This window comes from Kitasatospora sp. NPDC059827 (assembly GCF_042731675.1).
Taxonomy (GTDB): domain Bacteria; phylum Actinomycetota; class Actinomycetes; order Streptomycetales; family Streptomycetaceae; genus Kitasatospora.
This window is the reverse complement of record NZ_JBHWIV010000017.1, coordinates 25,301-49,462: the sequence shown is the minus strand read 5'-3', so window position 1 is coordinate 49,462 and position 24,162 is coordinate 25,301. Positions and strand designations below refer to the sequence as shown.

21 protein-coding genes are annotated in these 24,162 nt (G+C 74.2%); 8 read left to right on the top strand and 13 right to left on the bottom strand.

The genetic code is table 11. From position 1 onward, the window contains the following. Positions 1–5 precede the first annotated feature (5 nt). Positions 6–182, bottom strand: coding sequence for an antitoxin (locus ACFV8H_RS13850; protein ID WP_380399384.1), 177 nt, complete (start codon positions 180–182; stop codon positions 6–8). Between the two features lie 147 nt (positions 183–329). On the opposite strand from ACFV8H_RS13850, the gene ACFV8H_RS13845 reads away from it, so the two are divergent. Beyond that, positions 330–1,922, top strand: coding sequence for a M28 family metallopeptidase (locus ACFV8H_RS13845; RefSeq protein WP_380399382.1), 1,593 nt, complete (start codon positions 330–332; stop codon positions 1,920–1,922). A gap of 267 nt (positions 1,923–2,189) precedes the next feature. Continuing rightward, a complete protein-coding gene (gene lpdA / locus ACFV8H_RS13840) occupies positions 2,190–3,596 on the top strand; it encodes a dihydrolipoyl dehydrogenase (protein ID WP_380399381.1) in 1,407 nt (468 codons plus the stop codon). A 61-nt stretch (positions 3,597–3,657) separates the two neighbouring features. On the opposite strand, the gene ACFV8H_RS13835 is transcribed toward lpdA, so the two are convergent. After that, positions 3,658–4,389: a sigma 54 modulation/S30EA ribosomal C-terminal domain-containing protein gene (locus ACFV8H_RS13835; RefSeq protein WP_380399379.1), complete on the bottom strand. Its 732-nt coding sequence runs from the start codon at positions 4,387–4,389 to the stop codon at positions 3,658–3,660. Positions 4,390–4,510: 121 nt separating this feature from the next. Continuing rightward, positions 4,511–4,849, bottom strand: coding sequence for a GNAT family N-acetyltransferase (locus tag ACFV8H_RS13830; protein WP_380399378.1), 339 nt, complete (start codon positions 4,847–4,849; stop codon positions 4,511–4,513). 250 nt (positions 4,850–5,099) lie between these two features. Here ACFV8H_RS13830 and ACFV8H_RS13825 point away from each other — a divergent pair, with 250 nt between their 5' ends. Next, entirely contained in the window at positions 5,100–6,317 is a 1,218-nt protein-coding gene (locus tag ACFV8H_RS13825) for a PP2C family protein-serine/threonine phosphatase (protein WP_380399376.1), read from the top strand. Between the two features lie 35 nt (positions 6,318–6,352). On the opposite strand, the gene ACFV8H_RS13820 is transcribed toward ACFV8H_RS13825, so the two are convergent. Then, positions 6,353–7,606, bottom strand: coding sequence for a threonine/serine exporter family protein (locus ACFV8H_RS13820; RefSeq protein ID WP_380399374.1), 1,254 nt, complete (start codon positions 7,604–7,606; stop codon positions 6,353–6,355). 94 nt (positions 7,607–7,700) lie between these two features. Continuing rightward, positions 7,701–8,402, bottom strand: coding sequence for a Tat pathway signal sequence domain protein (locus ACFV8H_RS13815; protein WP_380399372.1), 702 nt, complete (start codon positions 8,400–8,402; stop codon positions 7,701–7,703). Between the two features lie 281 nt (positions 8,403–8,683). Here ACFV8H_RS13815 and ACFV8H_RS13810 point away from each other — a divergent pair, with 281 nt between their 5' ends. Then, positions 8,684–10,276, top strand: a complete 1,593-nt coding sequence (locus ACFV8H_RS13810; protein ID WP_380399370.1) for an alpha/beta fold hydrolase — start codon at positions 8,684–8,686, stop codon at positions 10,274–10,276. A gap of 70 nt (positions 10,277–10,346) precedes the next feature. On the opposite strand, the gene ACFV8H_RS13805 is transcribed toward ACFV8H_RS13810, so the two are convergent. Continuing rightward, positions 10,347–10,988, bottom strand: coding sequence for a DedA family protein (locus ACFV8H_RS13805; RefSeq protein ID WP_380399368.1), 642 nt, complete (start codon positions 10,986–10,988; stop codon positions 10,347–10,349). Between the two features lie 243 nt (positions 10,989–11,231). Between ACFV8H_RS13805 and ACFV8H_RS13800 the strand changes: the two genes are divergently transcribed. The 3 genes from ACFV8H_RS13800 to ACFV8H_RS13790 are packed head-to-tail and all read left to right on the top strand — an operon-like array spanning position 11,232 to position 14,687. Further along, complete coding sequence (locus ACFV8H_RS13800) at positions 11,232–12,605, top strand: MFS transporter (RefSeq protein WP_380399366.1); 1,374 nt, start codon at positions 11,232–11,234, stop codon at positions 12,603–12,605. Between the two features lie 25 nt (positions 12,606–12,630). Then, complete coding sequence (locus tag ACFV8H_RS13795; RefSeq protein ID WP_380399364.1) at positions 12,631–13,311, top strand: response regulator transcription factor; 681 nt, start codon at positions 12,631–12,633, stop codon at positions 13,309–13,311. Further along, positions 13,308–14,687 carry a sensor histidine kinase gene (locus ACFV8H_RS13790; protein WP_380399362.1) on the top strand — a complete coding sequence of 460 codons (1,380 nt, stop codon included), beginning with the start codon at positions 13,308–13,310 and terminating at the stop codon, positions 14,685–14,687. The genes ACFV8H_RS13795 and ACFV8H_RS13790 overlap by 4 nt, the downstream gene beginning before the upstream one ends. 35 nt (positions 14,688–14,722) lie before the next feature. Here the strand turns inward: ACFV8H_RS13790 and ACFV8H_RS13785 are convergent, their stop codons facing one another. Beyond that, positions 14,723–15,094 carry a fic family toxin-antitoxin system, toxin component gene (locus ACFV8H_RS13785; RefSeq protein WP_380399360.1) on the bottom strand — a complete coding sequence of 124 codons (372 nt, stop codon included), beginning with the start codon at positions 15,092–15,094 and terminating at the stop codon, positions 14,723–14,725. Positions 15,095–15,261: 167 nt separating this feature from the next. Then, the gene (locus tag ACFV8H_RS13780) at positions 15,262–15,999 is read right to left on the bottom strand and encodes a hypothetical protein (protein ID WP_380399359.1); all 738 of its coding nucleotides are present in this window, start codon (positions 15,997–15,999) and stop codon (positions 15,262–15,264) included. Positions 16,000–16,273: 274 nt separating this feature from the next. On the opposite strand from ACFV8H_RS13780, the gene ACFV8H_RS13775 reads away from it, so the two are divergent. Continuing rightward, complete coding sequence (locus ACFV8H_RS13775; RefSeq protein ID WP_380399357.1) at positions 16,274–16,936, top strand: adenylate kinase family protein; 663 nt, start codon at positions 16,274–16,276, stop codon at positions 16,934–16,936. 92 nt (positions 16,937–17,028) lie between these two features. On the opposite strand, the gene ACFV8H_RS13770 is transcribed toward ACFV8H_RS13775, so the two are convergent. The 5 genes from ACFV8H_RS13770 to ACFV8H_RS13750 form a co-directional block, all read right to left on the bottom strand. Further along, positions 17,029–17,985 (bottom strand): TAXI family TRAP transporter solute-binding subunit, encoded by a 957-nt coding sequence (locus ACFV8H_RS13770; RefSeq protein WP_380399355.1) that lies wholly within the window; start codon positions 17,983–17,985, stop codon positions 17,029–17,031. A 97-nt stretch (positions 17,986–18,082) separates the two neighbouring features. Then, a complete protein-coding gene (locus tag ACFV8H_RS13765; RefSeq protein ID WP_380399353.1) occupies positions 18,083–19,909 on the bottom strand; it encodes a phospholipase C in 1,827 nt (608 codons plus the stop codon). 434 nt (positions 19,910–20,343) lie between these two features. Next, positions 20,344–21,822 carry a SufS family cysteine desulfurase gene (locus tag ACFV8H_RS13760; RefSeq protein WP_380399352.1) on the bottom strand — a complete coding sequence of 493 codons (1,479 nt, stop codon included), beginning with the start codon at positions 21,820–21,822 and terminating at the stop codon, positions 20,344–20,346. Further along, the gene (locus ACFV8H_RS13755; protein ID WP_380399350.1) at positions 21,809–23,224 is read right to left on the bottom strand and encodes a family 2B encapsulin nanocompartment shell protein; all 1,416 of its coding nucleotides are present in this window, start codon (positions 23,222–23,224) and stop codon (positions 21,809–21,811) included. The genes ACFV8H_RS13760 and ACFV8H_RS13755 overlap by 14 nt, the downstream gene beginning before the upstream one ends. A 289-nt stretch (positions 23,225–23,513) precedes the next feature. Next, positions 23,514–24,044, bottom strand: a complete 531-nt coding sequence (locus ACFV8H_RS13750) for a signal peptide protein (RefSeq protein ID WP_380399348.1) — start codon at positions 24,042–24,044, stop codon at positions 23,514–23,516. Between the last annotated feature and the right edge of the window lie 118 nt (positions 24,045–24,162).

Genomic DNA, 24,162 nt, shown 5'->3' with positions numbered 1-24,162 from the left:
CCGCGCTACTGCGGCGGCTGGTCGCGGAACTGCTCCTTGAGCTTGTCCTGGGCGGTGTCGACCTGGCTCTGGTACTTGCCCTGGGTGCGCTCGTCGACGTAGTCGCCGGCCTTGTCGACACCCTTCTCGGCCTGGTCCTCGTGGCCCTTCAACAGGCCCTTGAGCTTATCCAGCATGGACATGTGGTCACCCTCCTGGATGAGACGCCCCCACCCCTCCAGGATCACCGCCCAGGGCGTCCCGCGCACCTCGCGGCCGCGCGGCGCCCTTGGCAAGGCGGTCCGCGTCCTGTCAAATCGTGAACCCACCGACCGTCGGAAGGAGTCGCCTTGAAGCCCCGCTCCCGTCACCGATCCCGTTTCCGGACGTCCCCGCTCGCCGCCCTGACCGCCGCCGCCCTGGTCGCCCCGTTACTCCTGGTCGGCGCGGGCAGCGCCAACGCTGACCAGGACCCGGCCCGCCGGGGCGCCAAGCTGGCCGAGCGGCTGGTCGGGGCCAGCAGCGCCGAGGACGCCCGGGACACCCTGGTCGCGCTGCAACGGTTCGCCGACCGCAACGGCGGTACCAGGGCGGCCGGTTCGAAGGGCCACGACCTGTCCGCGCGGTACATCGCCGAACAGGCGCGGCGGGCCGGGCTCAAGGTCTCCCGGCAGGACTTCGAGTACACCTTCTTCGACGCCCGCTCCCAGCGCCTGGACGTGCTGTCGCCGAAGGCGGAGTCGGTGCCGGTCCTGGCGATGACCTACTCGGTGAGCGGCCCGGAGGCGGGTCTGACCGCCGAGTTGGGCGTCGCCCCGGTGGGCGCCACCACCGGCTGCACGCCCGCCGACTACCCGGCGGGCTCCGTCACCGGCCGGATCGCGCTGATCCGGCGCGGCGGGTGCAGCTTCGCCGAGAAGCAGGCGGCCGCGGCCACGGCCGGCGCCCTCGGGGCGCTGATCTACAACAACACCGACGGCGAGCTGAACGGGACCCTCGGCGAGCCCACCGCCGGGAAGGTCCCGACCGGCGGGATCGCCAAGGCGGCCGGCGAGGCGCTGGCCGCCCAGGCCGCCGCCGGGCCGGTGCGGGTGACCCTGGACCTCCGCACCTTCATGGAGCAGCGCAAGACCTGGAACGTCATCGCCGAGACCAGGGGCGGTGATCCGGCGAACACCGTGATGATCGGCGCCCACCTGGACTCCGTCCCGGCCGGGCCCGGCATCAACGACAACGGCTCCGGTGCCGCCGGCATCCTGGAGGTCGCGAAGAACCTCGGGACCCGGCCGGTGAAGAACAAGGTCCGGTTCGCCTGGTGGTCCGCCGAGGAGTTCGGCCTCAAGGGCTCCGAGGCGTACGTGAAGTCGCTCGCCGACGCGGACCGGAAGAACATCCGGCTCTACCTCAACTTCGACATGATCGCGTCCCCCAACTACGCGCAGTTCGTCTACAACGGCTCCGGCAGCGCCGGCGGCGGCGCGGGCCCGGAGGGCTCCGCCCAGATCGAGCGGTTCCTCACCGACTACCTGGACGGCCGCGAGCTGCCGCACGACCCGTCCGCCTTCAACGGCCGCTCCGACTACGGTCCGTTCATCGACGCGGGCATCCCGGCCGGCGGCACCGACACCGGCGCCGAGGTGATCAAGACCCCCGAGCAGCAGGCCCGTTACGGCGGCACGGCGGGCACCGCCTTCGACGCCTGCTACCACAAGGCCTGTGACGACCTGGACAACCTCGACCCGGCGGCCTTCGACGTCAACATCGACGTGATCGCCCACGCCGTCGGCACCTACGCCTGGGACCTCTCCTCGCTGCAACGGCCCGTGCCCGGGCAGCGCCCGGCCGCTCGGGCGGCCGCCGGAGCGGGTACGGACACCCCGGGCGGCGCCGGAGCCGGCGATGCCGGAGCGGGCGGCGCCGACGCCCACGCGGTGGCGGCCTGACGCCCGGGTGGGCCCGCTGCCGTCCTCGGGCGGCGGGCCCACCCACCGGCCGTGCGCACACCGTCCATCCGGCACCTCCCGTCGGCCGTCGCCCCTGGTGGGTCAGGGTACGGGCCACCGTAGTGGACGCCACTGACAATCGGCCCCCGGCCCTGTACGGTGCCGCGCGGAGCGCATCCGCCGAGACCCGGTGGGTGCGCCGAGTCCGGTCCTGACACCATGGGACCGAGATCACGACACCGTGACACCCTCGGAGGAGTCAGCAACATGAGCACGCACTACGACGTCGTCGTCCTCGGCGCGGGCCCCGGCGGCTACACCGCCGCCGTCCGTTCGGCCCAGCTGGGCCTGAAGGTCGCGGTCATCGAGGCCAAGTACTGGGGCGGCGTCTGCCTCAACGTCGGCTGCATCCCCTCCAAGGCCCTGCTGCGCAACGCCGAGCTCGCCCACATCTTCACCAAGGAGGCCAAGACCTTCGGCATCAAGGTCGAGGGCCAGGTGACCTTCGACTTCTCCGAGGCCTTCAAGCGCAGCCGCTCGGTGGCCGACGGCCGGGTCAAGGGCGTCCACTACCTGATGAAGAAGAACGGCATCACCGAGTACGACGGCTGGGGCACCTTCGTCGACGACCACACCCTCCAGGTCGCGCTCAGCGGCGGCGGCTTCGACGTGGTCACCTTCGACCACTGCGTCATCGCCTCCGGTGCCACCACCCGCCTGCTGCCCGGCACCAGCCTGAGCGAGCGCGTGGTGACCTACGAGGAGCAGATCCTCACCGAGCAGCTGCCGGAGAGCATCATCATCGCGGGCGCCGGCGCGATCGGCGTCGAGTTCGCCTACGTGCTGCACAACTACGGCGTGAAGGTCACCATCGTCGAGTTCCTGGACCGCGTGGTGCCGCTGGAGGACGTCGAGGTCTCCACCGAACTCGCCAAGCAGTACCGCAAGCTGGGCATCGAGGTGCTCACCTCGACCCGGGTCGAGTCGATCGACGACAGCGACCCGAACGCCAAGGTGCGGGTAACCGTCAGCAAGGACGGGCAGCAGCAGGTGCTGGAGGCCGACAAGGTGCTCCAGGCGATCGGCTTCGCGCCGCGGGTCAACGGCTACGGCCTGGAGAACACCGGCGTCAAGCTGACCGACCGCAACGCCATCGCGGTCGACGGCCGCGGCCGCACCAGCGTCGACCACATCTTCGCGATCGGCGACGTCACCGCCAAGCTGATGCTCGCGCACGCCGCCGAGACGATGGCCGTGATCGCCGCCGAGACGATCGGCGGGGCGGAGACCATGGAGGTCGACTTCGCCATGATCCCGCGCGCCACCTACTGCCAGCCGCAGATCGCCTCCTTCGGCTACACCGAGGCCCAGGCCCGCGACCTCGGCTACGACGTCAAGGTCGCCAAGTTCCCGTTCACCGCGAACGGCAAGGCGCACGGCCTCGGCCACCCGATCGGCTTCGTCAAGGTGATCTGCGACAACACCCACGGCGAGCTGCTCGGCGCCCACCTGATCGGCCCCGAGGTCACCGAGCTGCTGCCCGAGCTGACGCTGGCCCAGCAGTGGGACCTCACCGTCCACGAGGTCGCCCGCAACGTGCACGCCCACCCGACCCTGGGCGAGGCGGTCAAGGAGGCCATCCACGGCCTCGCCGGTCACATGATCAACATGTGACGACCCGGACGTGCCGACGGTGCGGCCCCGCCCGGCGGGGCCGCACCGTCCTCCCGTGTCCTCAACTCCGGCCCGAGATCAGCCCCAGCCGGCCGTCGAAGCGCCGGTAGAGCACCCGGCCCCGGCCGCCCGCCGGGTGGGCGAAGAACAGGAACGGCAGCTCCGCCCCCACCAGCCGCCGGACGGCCTGCCGCTCGGTGAGCGGCGGCGCGCCGTGCGGGCTGAGCGTGATCGGTGCCGTGCGGCGCCCGGACGGGCCGTCCGGCCTGGTCCGGGCCAGCCGGTAGCCGGTGGGGCCGACCCGGTAGACCACGGCGTCGGTCTCGGTGGCCGGGTCGGTGAAGAGGTGGATGTCGTAGTCCATCGCGTCCATCGTCCGGGCGGCCGCCTCGGGCGTGCACCAGACCAGGGCCGGCTCCTTGCGGCGGACGATCCGGTCCGCACCCTCGGCGGCCACCGGGGGAGCGGGCGTCGCGGGGGCGGGCCACGGGCGCGGAACCCAGCTGCCGGTGACGGCCCGGATCCGGCCGAGCAGGGACTCGGCGACCCGGTCGAGCGAGGCGCCCGGCTCGGCGGCGGCCCGCTGGACCCGGATCCGCCGTCCGTCCACCTCGGCGTTCGCCTGCGCCAGCACCCCGCCGGCCACGCTGCTCAGCCGGATCCGCAGTGCCTCCACCAGCGTGCCGGCCCCGCCGGCGCGGGCCGCGGCCGCCGCGATCCGCCCCCGGGCCTCGGCCAGGGCCTCACCCGCCGCGCCGCCCTCGAACGCCCCCACCGTGATCAACCCGCCCATCGCCCAGGCCCTTCCGCCGCCGTGCGCCACGTCCCTCCGGCGCGACCGGCGACCAGGATCCCGGCCCGCCCGGGGCGGCGGCCAGGGCCCAACGACCCCACCACCCCGGGCCGGACAGGGCTTAACTGTGCAACTGCCCGCGCAGCCAGGCCTTGACCTCGGGGGTGACCTCGTCGGTGAGGTCCGCGAACTCGTGGTGCTTGGTCAGGAACTTGGCCACGTACGGGCAGATCGGCACGATCCGCTTCCCGGCGGCCCGGACGTCCGTCAGCGCCTCCTGGACCAGCTGCCCGGCCAGGCCGCGGCCGGCGAAGGCCTCCTCGACCAGGGTGTGGTAGAAGACGCGCTGCCCGTCGTGGTCCAAGTACTCGGTGAAACCGGCGAGTTCGCCGTCGACCAGGATCTCGTAGCGGTGCCGGTCGTCCGACCGCTCGACGACGGGGGTGCTGGGGGTGCTCATCGGGAAAGGCCTCTCGCGGTGCGGGTACGGGCTTGCGGTGCGGGGGCCAGGTTAGCCCCGGCCGGGTGGGGCGGTCGGCTCCGGGCCGTGCCGGGCGCCCCACCCCGCCGCGCCGCGCGAGGGGTCGGCCGACTGGGCCGGACGGGTGCGGGCCGAGGGGCGACGGGCGCCCCGGCCCTCTAACGTGGGCGCGACGGCGCCGGGCCCGGTGGCGTCGCGCCACCGGAGGAGAGCGGAGGGGCCGTTGCGGGTGCGTGCCGCGGAGGCGTTCGGGCCGGCCCGGCCGCCGTCCGACCCGGGGCCCCAGCTGCCGGTGCTGGTCCGGTACGGGCACCGGTCCTGGCTGATCCCCGCCGTGCTGCTGGCGGCGGTGGTGGCCGTGGACGCCCTCACCCCCAGCTCCTTCGAGTCGCTCAGCTGGCTGGCCCTGGTCCCGGTGGTCGCCGCGGGGCTGTGCGGTCCGGCGGTCACCGTGGCCTTCGCCGGTCTCGCGGTCGCCGCCTATCCCGGGCTGAACGGCCTCTGGGGCAAGTCCCACGGGATCGAGGACTTCCTGCTGGTGATCGCCGGCTGCGTCCTCGCGTATCCGCTCAGCGTCTTCCGGGCCCGGGCCGCCGCCTACGTCCGCCATCTCCAGGGCGCCGCCGAGACCACCCGGCAGGTGGTGCTGCGCCCGGTGCCGCCGGGCTGGGGCGGGGTGGACGCGGAGGCCCGCTACCTGGCCGCCGACGTGGAGGCCCGGGTCGGCGGCGACTTCTACGACGTGGTGGCCACCCCGTACGGCGCGCGGGTCGTCCTCGGCGACGTCCAGGGGAAGGGGCTGCCGGCGGTCGCCACGGCGGCCGCGCTGGTCGGCTGCTTCCGGGAGGCGGCCTTCCGGGAGGAGGGCCTGGCGACGGTCGCCTCCTGGCTGGAGGAGCGGGTGCACCGGCAGAACCGGCTCTCCGCCCGGCTGGGGGAGGAGGACGAGCGGTTCGCCACGGCGGTGGTCGTCTGGTTCCCCGAGGACGCCCCCGGGGAGATCCAGGTGGTCAACTTCGGCCACGACTGCCCGTACGTCCTGGGCCCGGACGGGGTCCGGCAGCTGCCGCCGGGTGACGGCGTCCCGCTGGGCCTCGCCCCGCTGGCCGGCCGGCTCCCGCAGGTGCAGCGGCTCCGACTGGGCGTGGACGAGACCGTGCTGATCGTCACGGACGGGGTGACGGAGGCCCGGGACCGCCAGGGCGACTTCTTCGACCTGCGCGCCCACCTGGAGGGCCTGGCCGGCCTGCCCGGGGCCGGGGAGCCGGAGCGCCTGGTGGGGGCCGTCGTCGGCGCCGTCCTCCGGCACAGCGGCGGGCGCCTGACGGACGACACCGCGCTGCTCGCGGTCCGCAACGGCAACGGCAAGGGCAAGGGCAAGGGCAACGGCAGTGGCAACGGAGACGGAGACGGAGACGGAGACGGAAACGGCGCGGCCTCCGGCTGAGCCGGGGACCGCGCCGGTCGGGCGTGCGGTGGGGGTCAGGCCCGGAGCTGGGCGACGGCGAGCGAGGGGCGCGGGATCCGGCTGATCACCGAGCCGATCAGGGTGCCGATCGACACCCCGAACACCGCGGACACGGCGGCCAGCACCGACTGGGCGCCGTTGCCGACCTCGATCTGCGCGGTGTTCAGCAGGCCGAAGGAGCCGGGCACCACGATCCAGAACGCGGGCAGGTAGAGCACCTGCCAGAGCGGTCCGCCGGGCAGCCAGTGCACCACGGTGGCCGCGACCGCGGCGCTGACGGCGCCCGCCAGCCCGCCTATCGCCGCGCCGTGGACCGACCCGACCACCACCTGCACGGTGACGCTGACCGCGATCACCGCGACGATCCACGGGATCGCCGGGGGCGGGGTGTTCACATTGACCACGACGCCGGCCACGGCGATCGCCAGCCCCACCGCGATCACCCACCAACTCGGCTTGGCCACCTGGATGTTGGCCAGCGCACTGGCCGGTACGCCGAGCGCGGTGGTGGCCGCCGCCACCCCGGCGAGGAACAGCGCCAGCTGCACCGCGCCGGACACCAGCCGGGCCGTCCCGGCGCTGGCGGCGCCCGCCGCGACCTCCGACAGCCCGGTGACCAGCAGTCCGCCCGGCAGCAGGATCGCCAGGGTGGCCACGATCGTGCGCAGCGGGCCCTCCAGCAGGCCGGCCCGGGTGAGCGACAGGACGAGCAGGGCCACCAGGAACCCGGCGGTGACCGGCAGCAGCGGGCGCAGCCTGGGCAGCCGGCGGGCCAGGACGGTCAGGCCCGCCACGATCAGCGAGCCGGCCCCGGCGGCCAGCACGTTCGCCGTCACCGGCTGGAGGAACAGGCAGACGCCCACCCCGACCGGCAGCGCCCCCAGGTCCGCCACCCAGGCGGGCCAGCGGGCGGGGGCGAGCCGGATGGCGTCCAGCTCGGCCAGCGCCCGGGGGCCGTCCAGCTCGCCGGCGCGCAGCCGGTGCACCAGGTGCAGGACGTCCGCGGTCTGCTCGAACCGCAGCGCGGCGCCGACCGGCGCGAAGCTGGTGGCCTCCACCGCGTCGAGGGCGACGAACAGGCCGTTGGTGAGCGCGGCGACCCGCACCTCGGGCGCCCCCAGTGCCCGTCCGAGCCCGCGGAGTTCCTCCTCGACCTCATGGACGGGAAGGCCCCCGCCCAGCAGGGCGTCGCCCAGTTCGAGCAGCAGGCGGCGGAGCGGGTCGGCGGGGGCCTCGTTGCCCCGGACCGGCGGAGACTTGCTAGACATGGCAGGTATCGTCCCATCCCGCCCGCTTGGGTCCGAATCTGCCCCGGTCTGATCGTTTCGTGCCGCCGCTGGCGGGCTGCCGCTGGCCCGGGGATCAGTTCACGTAGACCGCCGGGGCGCCGGACTGGCTGGTGTCGGCGACCGGGCCGTAGCTCGCCGAGAAGTAGCCGTCGCCGGGGCAGAGGCCGGAGCCGCCGCTCTTGGCGAAGTGCTCGTTGGTGAAGGTCAGGCTCTGGCCGCCGTTGTCGGCGGCGCCGGTGAAGGCTCCGCTGAGCTGGTAGGTGCAGGTGATGGTGCCGAACCAGCTGTTCAGGACGGCGGTGGCCTGGATCTGCCCGGCGCTGCCGCCGGTCAGGGTGACGGGCAGGCCGGTGCCGTCGTCGATCGAGACGCCGTACGGCAGGGTGTCGACCGTCAGGCTCTGCACCGAGGTGACGCCGGTGACGTTGGCGGTGCAGGAGTCGAAGGTGAGGCCGGTCATGGACTCGGTCGCGGTGCCGGGGGCGGCCGGGTTGGTCAGCACGGTGGCGGACAGCTGGGAGGTCGCGCAGGTGACGCCGGTGGTGCTGGTGGCGGTGGAGTAGAAGGTGGCGGAGCCGCCGGCGAGCGTCGCGGCGAGGGCGTCGCCCGCGGTGACGGCGGCGCCGCCCGTGCTGCCGGTGGTGAGCACGGGGCCGGCGTCGTCTGCCGGGGCAGCGGAGACGGTGGCTGCGGAGGCCGGGGCGGCCGTGGCCAGGGCGAGCGCGGCGAGTATGGCGAGGGCCAGGGGCGCGGTGCGGTGGAGGGGTGCGCGCATGGGAAAGCCTCTTCCTCGGTGAGGGGCGAGAAGGCGAACGTCCGCTGCTCCCAAGGGACTTCCGAGGGTCGGGGGACGGGGGAGCTGACTCCGTTGTAGGGCCGTGTCGGTGGGCCGTCAAGGCGCGGAGGAGAACTTGCTGACGATTCGTCAACAGTGGCGGACCGGGCCTGCCGGCGAGCTGTCAGTGATCGGAGGGCGGGATGTCAGTGCCCTGACAGCGGGGGCCGGAAGACTCCGTGGCGCCCGATCACATGATCAACAACGGAGAGAGCCCGCCCGTGCCCCGACCCCGCCCCCTCATCGCCCTCCGCACCACCACCCTCCGCGCCGCCGCGGCCACGGCCGCCGGCCTGCTGCTGGCCGCCCTCACCCCGGCCGCCGCCTCGGCCGCCGCGCCCGCCCCGCCGGTGCCGGCCCTGACCTGGACCAAGCCCTGCGCCCCGGGCTTCCAGTGCGACACCGCCCGGGTGCCGCTGGACTACCGCGACCCGCACGGCCGCTCCATCGACCTGGCGCTCATCCGCCGCCCCGCCGACGACCGGGCGCACCGGATCGGCACCCTGTTCTACAACCCGGGCGGCCCGGCGATCCCCGGCACCCTGGCGCTGCCCTCCACCACCCCGCTGTTCCCCGAGGACGTCCGCCGGCGCTTCGACATCGTCAGCTTCGACCCGCGCGGCGTCGGCGCCTCCACCACCCTGCGGTGCTTCCCCGACCCGGGCGGCGAACAGGCCCTGCTCGGCGGACTCCCCGCCGGCTACCCGATCGGCGCCGAGCAGCAGTCGCGCTGGGCCGACGCCTACGCGCAACTGGGCCGCCAGTGCGCCGACAACGACGACACCGGCCTGCTCGCCCACCTGTCCACCGCGGACGTCGCCCGCGACCTCGACCTGCTGCGCCAGGCCGTCGGCGACCGCAGGCTCAGTTACCTCGGCACCTCCTACGGGACGTACCTCGGCGCCACCTACGCGAACCTCTTCCCCGGCCGGGTCCGCGCCATGGTCCTGGACAGCGCCGCCGACCCGGTGGCCTGGTCCACCGGCCGCACCCCGCAGGACGGCGCGCTGCCGCCGTTCCTGCGCACCGGCAGCGACCTCGGCTCGGCCCGCGCCCTGGACGACTTCCTCGACCGCTGCGGCGCCGCCTCCCCGGCCGCCTGCGCCTTCTCCGCGGGCAGCCCGGAGGCGACCAGGGCCAAGTACGCCGCGCTGACGGACCGCCTGGCGCACGGACCGCTCACCGTCGGCACCGGGGCGCAGGCCGTCACCTACGACGAGGCGAGCGCCGTCTCGGCCGTCGCGCTGCTGCTGTACTCGGCCCAGCCGCTGCCGCAGCTCGGGAGCCCCGGCTGGGCCGCCCTGGGCGGGCAGTTGCAGAGCCTGTGGACCGCCGCCGACACCCCGGCGGCACCCCTGCCGACCGGCGCACAGCCCGGCCGGACGCAGGTCCTCGGCGTGCTGTGCGCCGACACCGTCAACCCGCCCGCCGGCGCCGACTACCCGGCGCTCGCCGACCTCGCCCGGGAGCGCTCCGGCGCCCTCGGCCCGTACTGGGTCTGGCAGACCCAGCGCTGCGCCGCCTGGCCGGCCGAGGCCGCCCGGGACCGCTACACCGGGCCCTGGGACCGCTACACCGCCGCGCCCGTGCTGGTCGTCGCCAACACCGGCGACCCGGCCTGGCCGTACGAGGGCTCCCGCGCGCTGGCCGACACCCTGGCCCGCGGCCGGCTGCTGACCGTCGACGGCCCGGGCCACAGCGTGCTCGGCAACCCGAGCGGCTGCGCCGCCGGCTACGAGGCGCGCTACCTGGTGGACGGCGACCTGCCGCCGCGCGGCCGGGTCTGCGCGCCGGACGCGCCGCCGTTCCGGTAGCGCTCGGTGACCGGCGGGCGTGCCCGGATTGGTGACGGGTCCGGGCACGCCCCCGTTCAGCGCTCCCCGTTCAGCGCTCCCCGCCGCCGTCCTCGTCCGACGGCTCGTGGCCGCGCGCGTGGTGGCGCCGCAGGAACCAGACCAGCAGGGCGACGGCGACGAGACCGGCGATCGTGATGGCGGCGACCCGGCCGACGGTGCCCTCCACCCTGGTGTACGCGGCCCCGGCGAAGTAGCCCAGCAGGGTGAAGCCGAAGGCCCAGGCCAGCCCGCCGAGGGCGTTGTAGAGCAGGAACCGGCGGTACGGCATCCGGGACATCCCGGCCAGCGAGGGCACCAGCGGGCGGAAGAAGGCGATGAAGCGGCCGACGAACACGGCGGCCGGCCCGCGCCGGCGGATCAGGTCCTGCGCCGTCCCGACCCGCTTCGCGTGCCGCTGCAGCGGGCGGGTGCGCAGGATCGCCGGGCCGAGGTGGCGGCCGATCTCGTAGCCGGCGGAGTCCCCGAGGACGGCCGCGCAGACCACCACCAGGACCATCCAGCCGAGCGAGACGCTGCCCTGGTGGGCGATGAAGCCGCCGAGGACGGCGGCCGTCTCGCCCGGGATGAAGAAGCTGAAGAACAGCGCGTCCTCGGTGAAGACCATGGCGCCGACCACCGCGTACACGACCGGGCCGGACAGTCCGCGCAGCCAGTCGGTGATCGCGTGCATCCGCCGCACCTCGCCGGTGATCGGTCCGCTTTCCGCCCCAATGTAACGCTTGTCCCCCGACTCGCCCCTGGTGGATGCCCGGGCCGGCCCCCGGCGGAGGCCCCGGGCCCGCCCCCGGCGGGTGGACACCGGGGGCGGCTTCCTTAGCGGAACGTAAGATCTGCGCGGCGCTCCTTGCCGCCGCCCCGCGGGCGGCGGCACGCTCTGGGACACCCACCCGCCGTACCAGCCCCCGGAGCCGCCATGTCCCCGTCCGCCGCCGTCCCGGCCGCCCCCGCTCCCCGCCCGCAGCCGCCCGGCGGGGACCGCGCCCGGCGGCGGCGCGCCCTGATCGGCGGGTCCCTGGGCAACCTGGTGGAGTGGTACGACTGGTTCGTCTACGCCAGCTTCGCCGTCTACTTCGCCGACGACTTCTTCCCCGGCAGCGACTCCACCGCCAAGCTGATGAACACCGCCGGCATCTTCGCGGTCGGCTTCCTGATGCGCCCGGTCGGCGGCTGGCTGCTCGGCCGGGCCGCCGACCGGCACGGCCGCAAGAGCGCGCTCACCCTGACCGTCACCATGATGTCCGCGGCCGCCGTACTGATCGCCGTCGCCCCGACCTACGCGCGGGCCGGCTACCTCGGCGCCGTCGTGCTGCTGCTCGCGCGGCTGCTCCAGGGCCTGAGCATCGGCGGCGAGTACGCGGCCAGCGCCACCTACCTCACCGAGGCCTCCGCACCGAATCGGCGGGGCCTCGGCTCCTCCTTCCAGTACGTCTCGATGACCTGCGGCCAACTCCTCGGCCTGGGCATCCTGATCGTCCTGCAGCACACCCTGACCAGCGCCCAACTGCACTCCTGGGGCTGGCGGTTGCCGTTCCTGCTCGGCGCCGTGCTGGCCGTCGTGGTGCTCTGGCTGCGCCGCCGGCTGCCGGAGACCGAGGCCTTCACCGCCGAGTCCGCCGGCCGGGAGCGGGCCGATGCCCGCGGCACCCTGCGCAGCCTGTGGGAGCACCGACGCCAGGCCGCCCTGGTGATGGCCCTGACCCTCGGCGGCACCGTCGCCTACTACACGTACACCACCTACCTGACCAAGTACCTGATCGGCAGCGCCGGGCTCGCCAAGAACACCGCGACCCTGGTCAGCTTCACCGCGCTCGCCGTGTTCGCCGCCGTCCAGCCGCTGGCCGGACTGCTCTCCGACCGGATCGGCCGCCGCCCGCTGCTGATCACCTTCGCGCTCGGCTGCACCGTCGGCACCTACCCGCTGATGACCGCCCTCGGCTCGGCCTCCGGCTACTGGTCCGCACTCGGACTCTCGCTCGTCGCGCTGCTCGTCGTCACCGGCTACACCTCGATCAACGCGGCCGTGAAGGCCGAACTCTTCCCCACCCGGATCCGCGCGCTCGGCGTCGCGCTCCCGTACGCCCTCGCCAACGCGCTGTTCGGCGGCACCGCCGAGTACATCGCGCTCTGGTTCAAGAACAGCGGCCACGAGTCCGGCTTCTTCTGGTACGTCTCCGGCTGCGCGCTGGTCTCCCTGGTCGTCTACGTGCTGATGCCCGACACCCGGCACGCCGTGCTCGACCCCCGGGAGGCCCCGGCGGTGGCCGCCGCGGCGGAGCCCGTACGGTAGTCACCTCAATCCCGGGGAGGGCTCCGTGCACATGCTGCTGGTCGAGGACGACGACCGGATGGCCCAGGCCCTCGCCACCGCGCTCGCCCGGCGCGGCCACACCGTGCGCCGGGTGGTCCGCGCCGCCGAGGCGCTGCGGCACGCCCGGGAGGCCGAGTTCGTCCTGCTCGACCTCGGCCTGCCCGACCTGGACGGCCTCGACCTGCTCCGCAAGCTGCGCACGGTCTGCGCGGTGCCGCTGATCGTGGTCACCGCGCGCGGCGAGGAGCGGGACGTCCTCCAGGGCCTGCGGGCCGGCGCCGACGACTACGTGGTCAAGCCGTTCCGGATGGCCGAACTCATCGCCCGGATCGACACCGTGCGCCGCCGCACCGGCGGCGCCGCCCCCGAACCGGCCGGCGGGCAGCGGCAGGTGCGCACCGGGGACGTCACGATCGACCTGGCGGCCCGCAGCGTGACCGTGGACGGTGTCGAAGTCCGGCTCACCCGGCGCGAGTTCGACGTGCTCGCCCTGCTCGCCGCGCAACCCGGCGACGTCCGCTCCCGCGAGGAGATCCTCGACCGGATCTGGGGCGACGCCTTCCTCGCCTCCTCCCGCTCGCTCGACGTGCACGTGGCCGGCATCCGGGCCAAGACCGGCCGGGCCGCCCTGCTCCGCACCATCCGCGGCTACGGCTACCAACTCGGCGCCCTGGACGGCCGGTGAGGCGCCGGCTGCTGGCCGTGCTCACCGCGCTCATCGGCACGGCCGTGCTGCTGCTCGCCCTGCCGCTGGCCGACTCCTACGCCCGCGGCCGCACCGAACACCTGCTGCTGCAACGCCGGGCCGACGGCGTCCGCTTCGCCGAACTCGCCGACCGGATCCGCACCGACGCCGACCGCCGCGAACTCGACGCCGAACTCACCCGCTACGCCCAGCTCTACGGCGCCGCCGTGACCGTGGTCGACACCGTCGGGCACACCGTCGGCCGGGCCGGCCCGGCCCCGGTCGGCCCGGCCGCCCGGCAGGCCGAGGACCGCGCCCTGACCGGCCGCTCCACCGAGGCCCTGCCCACCGTCCTCCCCTGGGGACCGGACACCGTGGTGCTGGCCGAACCGGTCGGCCAGGACGAACGGGTCGGCGGAGCCGTCCTGTTGACCGTCCCCACCGGCGCGGCACGGCACGACGTGCTGGTCCGCTGGACGCTGATCGCGGCCGGCGCCGTCACCGCCTTCGCCGCCGCCGCGCTGGTCGCGGCCGGCATCGCCCGCTGGCTGCTGCGGCCCGTCCACGAACTCGACCGCGCCGTCGCCACCATGGCCGACGGCCGCTTCGAAGCGCGCGCCGCCGTTGCTGCCGCCGCCGACACCGGCCCGCCCGAACTGCGGCGGCTGCGCGAGCACTTCGACGGCATGGCGGCGGCGGTCGGTGAATCGCTGCGCCGCCGGCGGGACTTCGTCGCCGACGCCTCGCACCAGCTGCGCAACCCGCTGGCCACCCTGGTTCTGCAACTGGAGAACGCCGAGCCGTACGTCGAACCGGGCCCCGGCCGCACGGCGCACGCCCTCGCCCTGGACGAGGCGGACCGGCTGGGCGAGCTGCTGGACGGCCTGCTGGCCCTCGCCCGGCTGGAGGCGGCCGCCGCGCCGGTCGAGGAGCAGGACGTCTCCGCGGCCGTGGCCGAGCGGGTGGCGGCCTGGGCCCCGGTGTTCGAGGCGGGCGGCCCGGAGCTGACCGCCGACGTCACCCCCGGGCTGCGCGCCCGCACCCTGCCCGACGCGGCCGGGCGGATCCTGGACGCCCTGCTGGACAACGCCGGCAAGTTCGTCCCGCCGGGCGCCCGCGTCCGGGTGACCGCCCGGCCCGGCCCGGACGGCGGCGCGGTGGTCCGGGTTCGGGACACCGGCCCCGGTGTCTCGGCCGCCCAACTCCCGCTGCTGCTAGGGAGGTTCGCCCGAGCGCCGGAGCACCAGAACCTCCCCGGCACCGGCCTCGGCCTGGCCATCGCGGACGAACTCGCCCGCGCCGGCGGCGGAACGCTCACCGTCGAGCCGACGAGCCCCCACGGACTGACCGTCGAGTTCCGGCTGTCCGCGCCCTGAGCCCTGAGCCCTGAGCCCTGAGCTCCGCAGCGGGTTCAGCGGTACCAGGCGCGGAGGGCCGTAGCGGTCTCCCGGACGTCCGCGCGCCCGTCCCGGATGCGGGCGGCGAGCTCGGTTGCGGCCTTCGGCCCGACGGTGACGGTGACGCCGGAGGCGGTGAGGTAGGCGGCGGCGACGACCGCGGCGAAGTGCTCGTTGCCGGACTCCAGTGCCGGGACCCGGATGAGCTGGTGCATCAGCGCGGCCGCGCGCTGGTGCGGGCCCTCGTACACGGGGACGTCCATGACCTCGTCGGCGTGCCGGGCGACGGCGGCGGTGAGGGTGCCGTAGTCCGTGATGTCGGGGTCGGTGGGCAGGAAGCGGTGGGCGATGTCGAGCAGCCAGGCCCGGTCGATGCGCAGGATCACGCCGCGTCCAGGGCGGGTCCGCGCCGTCGGCGCGCGTGCTGTTCGGGGGCCTGGTGGAGCCGGCGCCGCTGCCCCGGCCGGACGTTCAACCGCATGAGGTGCAGCGTAGCCAGCCGTAGCGGCCGCTATCAAACGGGCTTGACGGTGCCTCGGTCGCGGCTCCGGGCTCACTCGTGGGAGCTGATCACCCCGCCGGTGCTGAGCACGATGTACACGCCGTTGGCGTCGAGCCCGGCGTCGTGCTGGTCGGACTCGACGGTGCCCATCACCGCGTTCTCGTTGCCGATGATGTCGGCACGGTAGTGGAGTTCGCCGACCTTGGTGACCTTGGCCGTCCACCCGCCCGCCAGCTTGAAGGTGCCCGGGCCCTGGTGGGCGCCGCCCGTCCAGGCGTGCACCGTGCCGTCCATCGCGAGCACCACGAACATGCCGTTGGCGTCGAGCCCGGTGTCCCGGCCGTCCGCCTCGATCGTGCCGAGCACCTGGCCGGCGTTGACGATCTTGCCGACGTAGTGCAGGTCGCCGAGCTTCTGCACCTCCAGCTTGCTGCCGTCCGGCAGGCTCTGGCCGGCGACCGGGGGCGCGCCCTTGCCGGCGCCCGCCGGCGGCGTGCTGCGGTGCGCGCCGGTCGGCGTGGCCGGGGCGCCGCTGCCGTGCGCCCCGGGGGAGGCGGGAGCGGGTGAGGCGGGGGCGCCGGACGCGCTCGGCGTGGCACTGTCGGCGGGGCTGCCGGCAGGGGCGGTCGGCGTGGTCGCCGGGCCGGTGACGGCCGGGGCACCGGTGGGCGCGGCCGCGGTGGCCGAGTCGGCGGAGCTGCTGCACGCGGTGGCCGCCGGGACCAGCAGCGCGACGGTCAGGACGGCGCCGGCCAGGGTGCGGGCGCGGCGGGTGGTCGAACGGGACATCTGGTCCTCCTGGGCGAAGTTCGGTTGAGGGCATGCTCGTTGCTCGCACCGACCCGGACGGGGGCGGACCAGAGGCGTAGCGGCGTGCACGATCGAAGTTAGTCCGGCCACGCGACGGAATGGAGCCCTCCGTGTCACCGGATCGTCACGCCCTACCGATCGCTCGGACCCGTCCGGGCCCCGGAGCGGACTTCGTCCTGCCGGGCCGAGGCCGGTACGGTGCGAACGCCGACCTGCTGTCCCGCATCGGAGTGCACCCGAGGAGTGATGGGAAATGCGTGTTGTTCTCCTGCAGCCACCGGCGTGGCAGCTGGAACACCCGGCCGGCACGATCGCCGGCGTCCTGGGAGTGCCGCGCATCGTGTTCGGCGACCTCGTCCGCGCTCACATCCGCCAGGGGACCGAACTCGGGACTCGATGCGATGACGTCTTCCGGTCCGGCGGACCGGTGCCGGACCAGCTCGTCAGCGCCATCGCGCACGACCACCTGCGCCAGGCGGCCCCCGCGGCCTTCCTCCTCGAAGGGCATCCGCTGAACACCGCCCAGGCACACGCCTTGGACGAACTGCTCCACGAACTGGGCACGCCCCTCGACCGCGTGCTGCACCTGCGACTCTCCGAGCACGAGGTCGACCGTCGCGTGCGGCGCCAGGCCGCCCGCCGCCTGTGCCGCGAGACTTCGCTCCACTGCTACGAACCGGGGGAGGACGACCCGCCGGGCAACGGCCTCTGTGAGGTCTGCGGCGGTGGGCTGTACCAACGTGCGGACGACACGGAGGAGCGCATCCGCGACCGATTCAGGTTCCATGACGCGACAGCGGAGTCCGTCGTCCAGCACTACGCCGGTCAGGACCTCGTCGTCACGGTCGATGCCGCCGGTACGCACGAGCAGATAGCCGGGCGCGCGTTCAGCGCGCTCCACGCACCCGGCCGCTGACCGGGCTTCGGCGGCGGCGGCGGTGGGCCGGCCGTCGGACGGTGGGCGCCGGCCGCACGCCGTCAGGCCGGCGCGGGCCCGACGGGGTGCTGCTACCCGTACACCGAGCGGTAGTAGGCCGCCGCCCCCGGGTGCAGTGGGACGGCCCCGGTGGAGACGGCGAACCGGGGTTCCAGCCGGGCGCCGGCCGTCACCGAGCGCAGCAGGGTGGCCCACCGGTCGAAGAGGATGCCGAGCAGCCGCCGTACGGCGTCCTCGGGGACGCCCGGGCGGGCGGTCAGGTAGTTGCCGACGCCGAGGGTGGGGACGGGGCTCGCCAGGCCGTAGGCCCCGGCGGGCAGGGTGACGGCGGTGTACACCGGGCCGTAGCGCTCCCGCAGCAGCGCGGCGACGGCGTCCAACGGTACGAAGCGCAGCGGCAGTTCGCGGGCCAGTGCGGCGACCGCGGGGGTCGGCACGCCGCCGGACCAGAACACCGCGTCCAGCGTGCCCTCGCGCAGCGCGTCCAGGGACTCGGCCAGTCCGAGGGACTGCTGCCGTACGGAGATCCCGGCCCGGCGCAGCAGCCGCCCGGCCGTCACCTGGTTGCCGGAGCCGACCGCGCCGGTGGCCACCCGGCGGCCCGCCAGGTCGGCCAGCTCGTGCACCGGCCCGTCGGCGGGGGCCAGCAGGTGCAGGTAGTTGACGTACACCCGGGCCAGCGCCGTCAGGCCGAGCGGACGGTCGAAGGTGTCCCGGCCCAGGACGGCGTCCTCGGCGACGTCGGCGGTGGTGAGCGCGAGGTCCACCGAGCCGTCGGCGAGCTGTTGCAGGTTGTCGACGCTGGCCGCGCTGCTCACCGGGGTGAGGGTGAGTCGGCCGCTCGCGTTCACGGCCTCGGTGAAGGAGTGCCCGAAGGCGTTGTACGGCCCGCCCTCGGGCCCGGTGGCCAGCCGCAGCGCGCGGGGCGGTGCGTGCTCGGCGGAGCAGCCGGTCGCAGCGCCCACGGTGAGGGCCGCCGCCAGGGCCGCGCCCAGCAGGGTGCGGCGGTGCGGAGCGCTGGCGGTCATGGCGGGAAGGGTAGCCCGGCCCGGGAAATGCGGACACCGCCGGGCCCTGGGAGCAGGACCCGGCGGTGCCGGGGGTGTTGCGCGGGCGGGCCGTCCGTCAGGCGCGGCGGCCGCGCTTGCGACGGGCGAGGAAGATCGCTCCGCCGCCGACCGCCAGCAGGGCGACGGCCGCGGCCGCGATCGGCCCGGTGTTGGAGTCGGCGCCGGTCTCGGCCAGCGGCGGGCCGGAGACGCTGCTGGTGGCCCCGGCGACGGCGGTGGAGCCGTTGGCCGAGGTCGCCGAGCCGGCCGGGGTGGTGGCGGAGGAGCCGCCGGTGGGCTGTCCGCTCGGGCTGTCGCCGCCGACCGGGGCGCCGGTGGTCGGGTCCAGGATCAGGGTGGCCGACTGCGGGTTCTTGAAGTCGAACATGCCCTCGATGGAGCCGGCGTGCTCGTCGAAGGAGGAGTCGCCGATCCGGCCGGTCTTCCAGTTGTCCTCGACGAAGCGCAGGACCGAGGTCTGGTCCGTCTGGGTGTGGTCGACGAAGTTGGCCTTGGCGTACGGGGAGACGACCAGCAGCGGCAGGCGCGGGCCGAAGCCGCAGCGGTCGGCGTAGCCGCCCCAGCCGGCGTCCTTGCCGCACTGGCCGGCGCCGCTCAGGCTGTCGTTGGCCGGGTCCTTGGAGCCGTTGACCGGCTCGGCGAACTTGTGGTCGTACCAGCCGTCCGAGTCGTCGTAGGCGATGACGACGGCGGTGGAGGCCCAGTCCTTGGACTTCTGCAGCTTGTTGACGGTGTCGACCACGAAGTGCTGCTCGTCCAGCGGGTCGGAGTAACCGGCGTGGCCGTCCTGGTAGTTGGCGGCCTTGAGGTAGCTGACGGCGGGCAGGCTGCCGTGCTGGAGGGCGGCGTCGAAGTCGGTCAGGTCGTACTGGTGGTTGGCCTGGCCGGCGTGGCCGATCTCCTCGACGTCCTTCGGAGCGAGGTGCTTCGGGTTGGCCGTGGACTTGTAGTACTGGAAGGGCTCGTGGTGCGGGTTGTAGTCGGTCTGCGAGGCGCCCACGATGTTCTTGTGCGCGGAGTCGCAGGCCGCCTTGCCGTCCTTGGTGCCGGTCGGCTTGAAGCCGCCCTGGAACCAGCCCCAGCTGACGCCCTTGTCGTTGAGCAGGTCTCCGACGTTCTTGCCGGTCATCACCAGCTGGTTGTGCGCGGGGCTGGAGCAGTCGTCGTAGCCCGGGTCCGGGTCGTTGATGACGGTGCCGATGCCCTTGGCGTCCGGGGAGGCCACCACGTAGGCGTCGGTGGTCTGCTGGCCGGTCTTCGGGTCGACCGGGTAGCCGCCGTGGGTGTTGCCGGTGACCAGGTTGATCGCGCCGGGGGTGGAGGGCCCGTAGTTGGTCCCGAAGGAGTTGTCGCTCATCGCGAAGTGCTGGGCGTAGTTCCAGTAGCCGGTGACGGTGTTGCCGTCGTAGTAGTCCATCACCAGGCCGGGCGCGGTGTACATCGGAGCCTTGCAGCTCTCGATGTCGGTGTGCTCGACGAACTTGTCCATCTTGCCGCCGTCGAAGGCGAGCTGCTCGTCCTTGTAGGTGTGGTCCTGGTCGCAGGTGACCGCCTGGGACGGGCTCAGCCGGACCGGGTTGTTGCGGTTCGGGTTCTTGTGCAGCAGGTCGTCGCTCAGGCCGTCCACCTTGGGGGTGTCGGGCTTGGCGGTGAACTTCACCTTGTCGTCGGCGGTGTTGGCCGCGTTCGGGTAGGTGCCGAAGTAGTGGTCGAAGGAGACGTTCTCCTGGAATATCACCACCAGGTGCTTGACCGGGGTGGCGGTCTGCGGGCCGTCGGCGGCGAAGGCCGCGGGGGCACCGCCGAAGGCGGTCAGCGAGGCAGCGCCGATCAGGCCGGCACCATAGCGGAGCCACCTGTTGCGGGAGGGAACTGCGGGCATGGTCGGATCCTCGACGTCATCGTCATGTGTGTCAGAAGTAGGGGCCGTGACGCGCGTAGCACGAGCGGCGCGGCGGCTAGACGCTAGAGCGTAGCGGTGAACACGGTTGACGAGTGCATGTGAACACGCGGTAAATCGCCGAGGTACGGAACTCTTCGCCAGGACTGCCGCCGGGAAGACAAGTCCGTTGAATGCCCCCCGAATCCGACGAATACGGGACGTCTTCCGACGGTTTCCGGCCAGAAATGTCGCTTCCATCCCGGCCGGGGCCGCTGACGGACCAGGCGCGAAACCGTGGTCGATCTCACGGAACGTCCCCGGCCCCGGCCCCGCTGCGCGAGCGGGACCGGGGCCGGGGCCGGGAGGCCGGAGGCGGGGCTGGAGCTGGGAGGCCGGGGGCAGGGGTGGTCGGGGTGCCCGCCCCCGGTCTCAGGTCAGGCTCCGGCCGCCGCAGACTCCGCCTGGACGCCCTGGAGCGCGGCGACCAGGGCGTCGACGTCCTGCACGGTGTTGTACAGGGCCAGCGAGGCCCGCGCCGCGCTCTGCAACCCGTAGGCGGCGAGGGCGGGTTGGGCGCAGTGGTGGCCGGCCCGGATGGCGATGCCCTGCTGGTCGAGCGCCCCGGCGAGGGCGATCGGGTCCGTCCCGGCGAGCAGGAAGGTGAGCACCCCGATCTTGCCCGGGGCCTCGCCGATCAGCCGTAGCCCGGGCACCGTGCGCAGCGCCGCGGTGGCGTACGCGGTGAGCTGCTCCTCGTGCGCGGTGGCGGCCGCGCGGTCCAGCCCGGCGACGTACCGCAGGGCGGCCCGCAGCCCGGCGACCCCGCCGATGTGGCCGGTGCCGGCCTCCAGGCGGTGCGGGACGGGGGCGTAGCTGGTCTCCTCGAAGCTCACCGAGTCGATCATGTTGCCGCCGCCCTGCCACGGGGGCATGGCCTCCAGCAGCTCCCGCTTCCCGTAGAGCGCGCCGATCCCGGTCGGGGCGAAGATCTTGTGCCCCGAGAAGGCGTAGAAGTCGGCGTCCAGCGCGGTGACGTCCACCGGGAAGTGGGCCACCGCCTGGGCGCCGTCGACCAGCACCTTGGCGCCGTAGCGGTGGGCCAGCGCCGTCATCTCGGCCACCGGCGGCACCGTCCCCAGCACGTTGGAGGCGTGGGTGAGGGCCACCAGCTTGGTCCGGAAGCCGAGCAGGTCCCGGTAGGCGTCCTGGTCCAGCTGCCCGTCCGGGAGCAGCGGGATCGGGACGACCCGGGCCCGGCGCTCCTTGGCGATCAGCTGCCAGGGCACCAGATTGGAGTGGTGCTCGGCGGCGGAGACCAGGATCTCGTCGCCGACGCCGAGGTTGGCCCGGCCCCAGGTCTGGGCCACCAGGTTGACGGCCTCGGTGGTGCCCCGGACGAAGACGATCTCGTCCGGGTCCGGGGCGCCGAGCAGCTTGGCGGCCTCGGCGCGGCCCTCCTCGTAGATCTGGGTGGCCTGCTTGGCGAGAGTGTGCGCCCCGCGGTGGACGTTGGAGGTGCCCGCCGAGTAGTGCTCGCCGACCGCCTCGACCACCTGGCGGGGCTTGAGGGTGGTGGCGCCGTTGTCCAGCCAGACCAGCGGGCGGCCGTTGACCTCGCGGTGCAGCTGGGGGAAGTCGCGGCGGACGGCCTCGACGTCGAAGCCCGCGGCGGGGGCGGTGGGCGGTGACGTCCGGTCGGCCCGGGTGGGCAGCCAGTAGCGCGGGCCGCCGGCGGCGTGGGCGAGGGCCTCGGGGAGCGGGAACGGGGGCGCGGCGGCGGGGGAGGCGGTGAGTCCGCCCGGTGCGGCCGGTGCGTCCTGGGCTCCCGGCGCGGTCCGGGCTCCCGGAACGGCCGGTGCGCCCGGGGCCGCGTTGACGCCGGTGCCGCGCCCGAATCCGTCAGGAGTAGTCATGGTAGTTGGACACCTCGACGTTCTGCAGCACGGCGACGGCGTCGTCCACCAGCGCGGCGGTCGAGAAGTAACTGGTCACCAGGTAGGAGGTGATGGCCTGCCGGTCGACGCCCATCGCGCGCACCGCCAGCCCGGGCTCGACCTCGTCCGGGACCTTGGCCGGCCGCAGGCCCACCACGCCCTGGCGCTCCTCGCCGACCCGCATCAGCAGGATGTTGGTGGTGCCGGGCGCCGAGTTGGCCGAGCCCTTGAGGTCCAGCTTGTCGGAGGGCAGCAGCGGCACGCCGCGCCAGGTCAGGAACGGGCTGCCGAACAGCTCGACGATCTGCGGCGGCACCCCGCGCCGGGTGCACTCGCGGCCGAACGCGGCGATCGCCCGCGGGTGGGCCAGGAAGAAGGCGGGCTGCTTCCAGACCCGGGCGAGCAGCTCGTCCAGGTCGTCCGGGGTGGGCGCGCCGCCGCGGGTGCGCACCCGCTGGGTGGGCACCACGTTGTTGAGCAGGCCGTACTCGGGGTGGTTGAGCATCTCCCACTCCTGGCGCTCGCGCAACGCCTCGACGGTCAGCCGGAGTTGGGCCTGGACCTGGTCCATGTCGGAGTTGTAGATGTCCGCGACGCGGGTGTGCACCTTGAGCACGGTCTGGGCGATGCTCAGCTCGTACTCGCGCGGGGCCTCGTCGTAGTCGACGAAGGTCTCCGGCAGGTACGGCTCGCCGGAGTGGCCCGAGCTGAGGTCGATCGGGTGCTCGGCGTCGACCTGGCCCCTGGCGTCCGCGAACTCGTCCAGCTGGGCGCGCAACGAGGGCTCCCGGGCGGCGAGTTCGGTGAGCAGGCGGCGGTCCAGGGTGAGCACGGTACAGGAGCTGACGGCCTTCACCCGGTACGGCATCGCGGTGCCGGCCGCCCAGGCGGCGGCGTCGAAGAAGTCACCGTCGCCGAGCACGCCCAGCAGGGCGTCCTGACCGTACTCGCCGGTGGCGCGCTTCTCGGCCCGCCCGGAGGAGATGATGTGCAGCTGCTCGGCCGGGGCGTCGGCGTCGACGATCAGCTCGCCGGGAGCGACCTCGCGCTCGGTGAACCCGGCGGCCAGGGCGGTGAGCACCGGGCCGTCGACCTGGCTGAGGAAGGCCAGTTCGCGCAGGTCCTCGGGGATGACCCGGGCGGCGCCGGAGCCGTCGACGTACGTGCCGACCAGGCCGTCGCCGAGGATGAAGCCCCGGCGGCGGTTGACCCGGAAGACGCCCGCCTCCAGGTCGACCCAGGGCAGCACCCGCAGCAGGTAGCGCGGGGTGATCCCGAGCATCTGCGGCACGGTCTTGGTGGTGGTGGCGAGGTTGCGGGCGGCGGAGGTACTCAGGCTCTGCTGGCTGGTCTGGTTCTGCGGAACGGCCTCGGTGGTCACGGCTGGTCCCCTCTGCGGCAGGTGTGGGAGGACGGGATCCGACGGGGTGTCGGACCGCCTCGCCGATTCTTGCCGCTGCAACGGAGTGCCGTGGGCACGTTTGAGGGCACCGGATAGCGGACAGGCCGCTGCGCGAATGACCGACTCACGGCCGCCAAACTCACTCGATCGAGTGAGTTTCCTATAACGGGCACCGATGCTTCCCCAAGCACGGCTTGGAAGCACGGGGGGCGGTCGGAGGCGCACGGCAGGGGCACCCCGGACCGTCCCGATCCGGGCCCTAGACAGCTCAGGCGTAGACCGCGATCCGCGGCTCGACGGTGCCCCGGGCGGGCGCGTGCAGGACGGTGAGCCGGTAGCTCTCGGTGAGGGTGTGGCCGGAGTGCAGGACGATCTTCGCCGGGACCAGCGCGGTGTACAGCGTGCCGGTCTGGCTGGCCAGCGGCACGGTGTGCCAGCTGCCGTCCGCCCCGCGCATCTCCAGCCGGACGTCGGAGGGGCTGAGGAACGGGCCCCGCGGGGGCGACTCGACCAGGATCTGCGGGGCGACCGTCTGATCCTTCGGGGTGTCGTTGCGGTAGCGGAAGGTGATCCGGTGCGGCGCCCGGTCGGTCGGCAGCGCGGAGTCGGGCAGGTCCACGAAGCGCACCGGCGCGGCAGCGGCCGGACCGGAGGCGGCTGCCGTGGTGGCCGAGGTGGCCATGGCGGCCGGGGGCGCGGCGGCCGCCCGCGCGGGCGCCGTGAGCGCCGTGGCGGGCAGGACGGCGAGGGCGGCGGCGGTCAGCACCAGAGCCCGACGGGGGATCGTCCTGGACGGCATGGCGCCTCCTTCGGTCGAGGGGCGGCTGGGGGCCGGTCGCCCGGCGGACGGTGTCCGCGGGGCCACGGACGGTCGCCGGCCGGGCGTTTCGTACTCCACCACCTTGCACGTGCCCGGC

Excerpts from the sequence above, each read along its gene's own strand:
- ACFV8H_RS13765 (WP_380399353.1), bottom strand. The coding sequence starts at position 19,909 with ATGCCCGCAGTTCCCTCCCGCAACAGGTGGCTCCGCTATGGTGCCGGC.
- ACFV8H_RS13800 (WP_380399366.1), top strand. The coding sequence starts at position 11,232 with ATGTCCCCGTCCGCCGCCGTCCCGGCCGCCCCCGCTCCCCGCCCGCAG.
- lpdA (WP_380399381.1), top strand. The coding sequence starts at position 2,190 with ATGAGCACGCACTACGACGTCGTCGTCCTCGGCGCGGGCCCCGGCGGC.
- ACFV8H_RS13770 (WP_380399355.1), bottom strand. The coding sequence starts at position 17,985 with ATGACCGCCAGCGCTCCGCACCGCCGCACCCTGCTGGGCGCGGCCCTG.
- ACFV8H_RS13760 (WP_380399352.1), bottom strand. The coding sequence starts at position 21,822 with ATGACTACTCCTGACGGATTCGGGCGCGGCACCGGCGTCAACGCGGCC.
- ACFV8H_RS13750 (WP_380399348.1), bottom strand. The coding sequence starts at position 24,044 with ATGCCGTCCAGGACGATCCCCCGTCGGGCTCTGGTGCTGACCGCCGCC.
- ACFV8H_RS13805 (WP_380399368.1), bottom strand. The coding sequence starts at position 10,988 with ATGCACGCGATCACCGACTGGCTGCGCGGACTGTCCGGCCCGGTCGTG.
- ACFV8H_RS13780 (WP_380399359.1), bottom strand. The coding sequence starts at position 15,999 with ATGTCCCGTTCGACCACCCGCCGCGCCCGCACCCTGGCCGGCGCCGTC.
- ACFV8H_RS13830 (WP_380399378.1), bottom strand. The coding sequence starts at position 4,849 with ATGAGCACCCCCAGCACCCCCGTCGTCGAGCGGTCGGACGACCGGCAC.
- ACFV8H_RS13850 (WP_380399384.1), bottom strand. The coding sequence starts at position 182 with ATGTCCATGCTGGATAAGCTCAAGGGCCTGTTGAAGGGCCACGAGGAC.
- ACFV8H_RS13835 (WP_380399379.1), bottom strand. The coding sequence starts at position 4,389 with ATGGGCGGGTTGATCACGGTGGGGGCGTTCGAGGGCGGCGCGGCGGGT.
- ACFV8H_RS13815 (WP_380399372.1), bottom strand. The coding sequence starts at position 8,402 with ATGCGCGCACCCCTCCACCGCACCGCGCCCCTGGCCCTCGCCATACTC.
- ACFV8H_RS13820 (WP_380399374.1), bottom strand. The coding sequence starts at position 7,606 with ATGTCTAGCAAGTCTCCGCCGGTCCGGGGCAACGAGGCCCCCGCCGAC.
- ACFV8H_RS13775 (WP_380399357.1), top strand. The coding sequence starts at position 16,274 with ATGCGTGTTGTTCTCCTGCAGCCACCGGCGTGGCAGCTGGAACACCCG.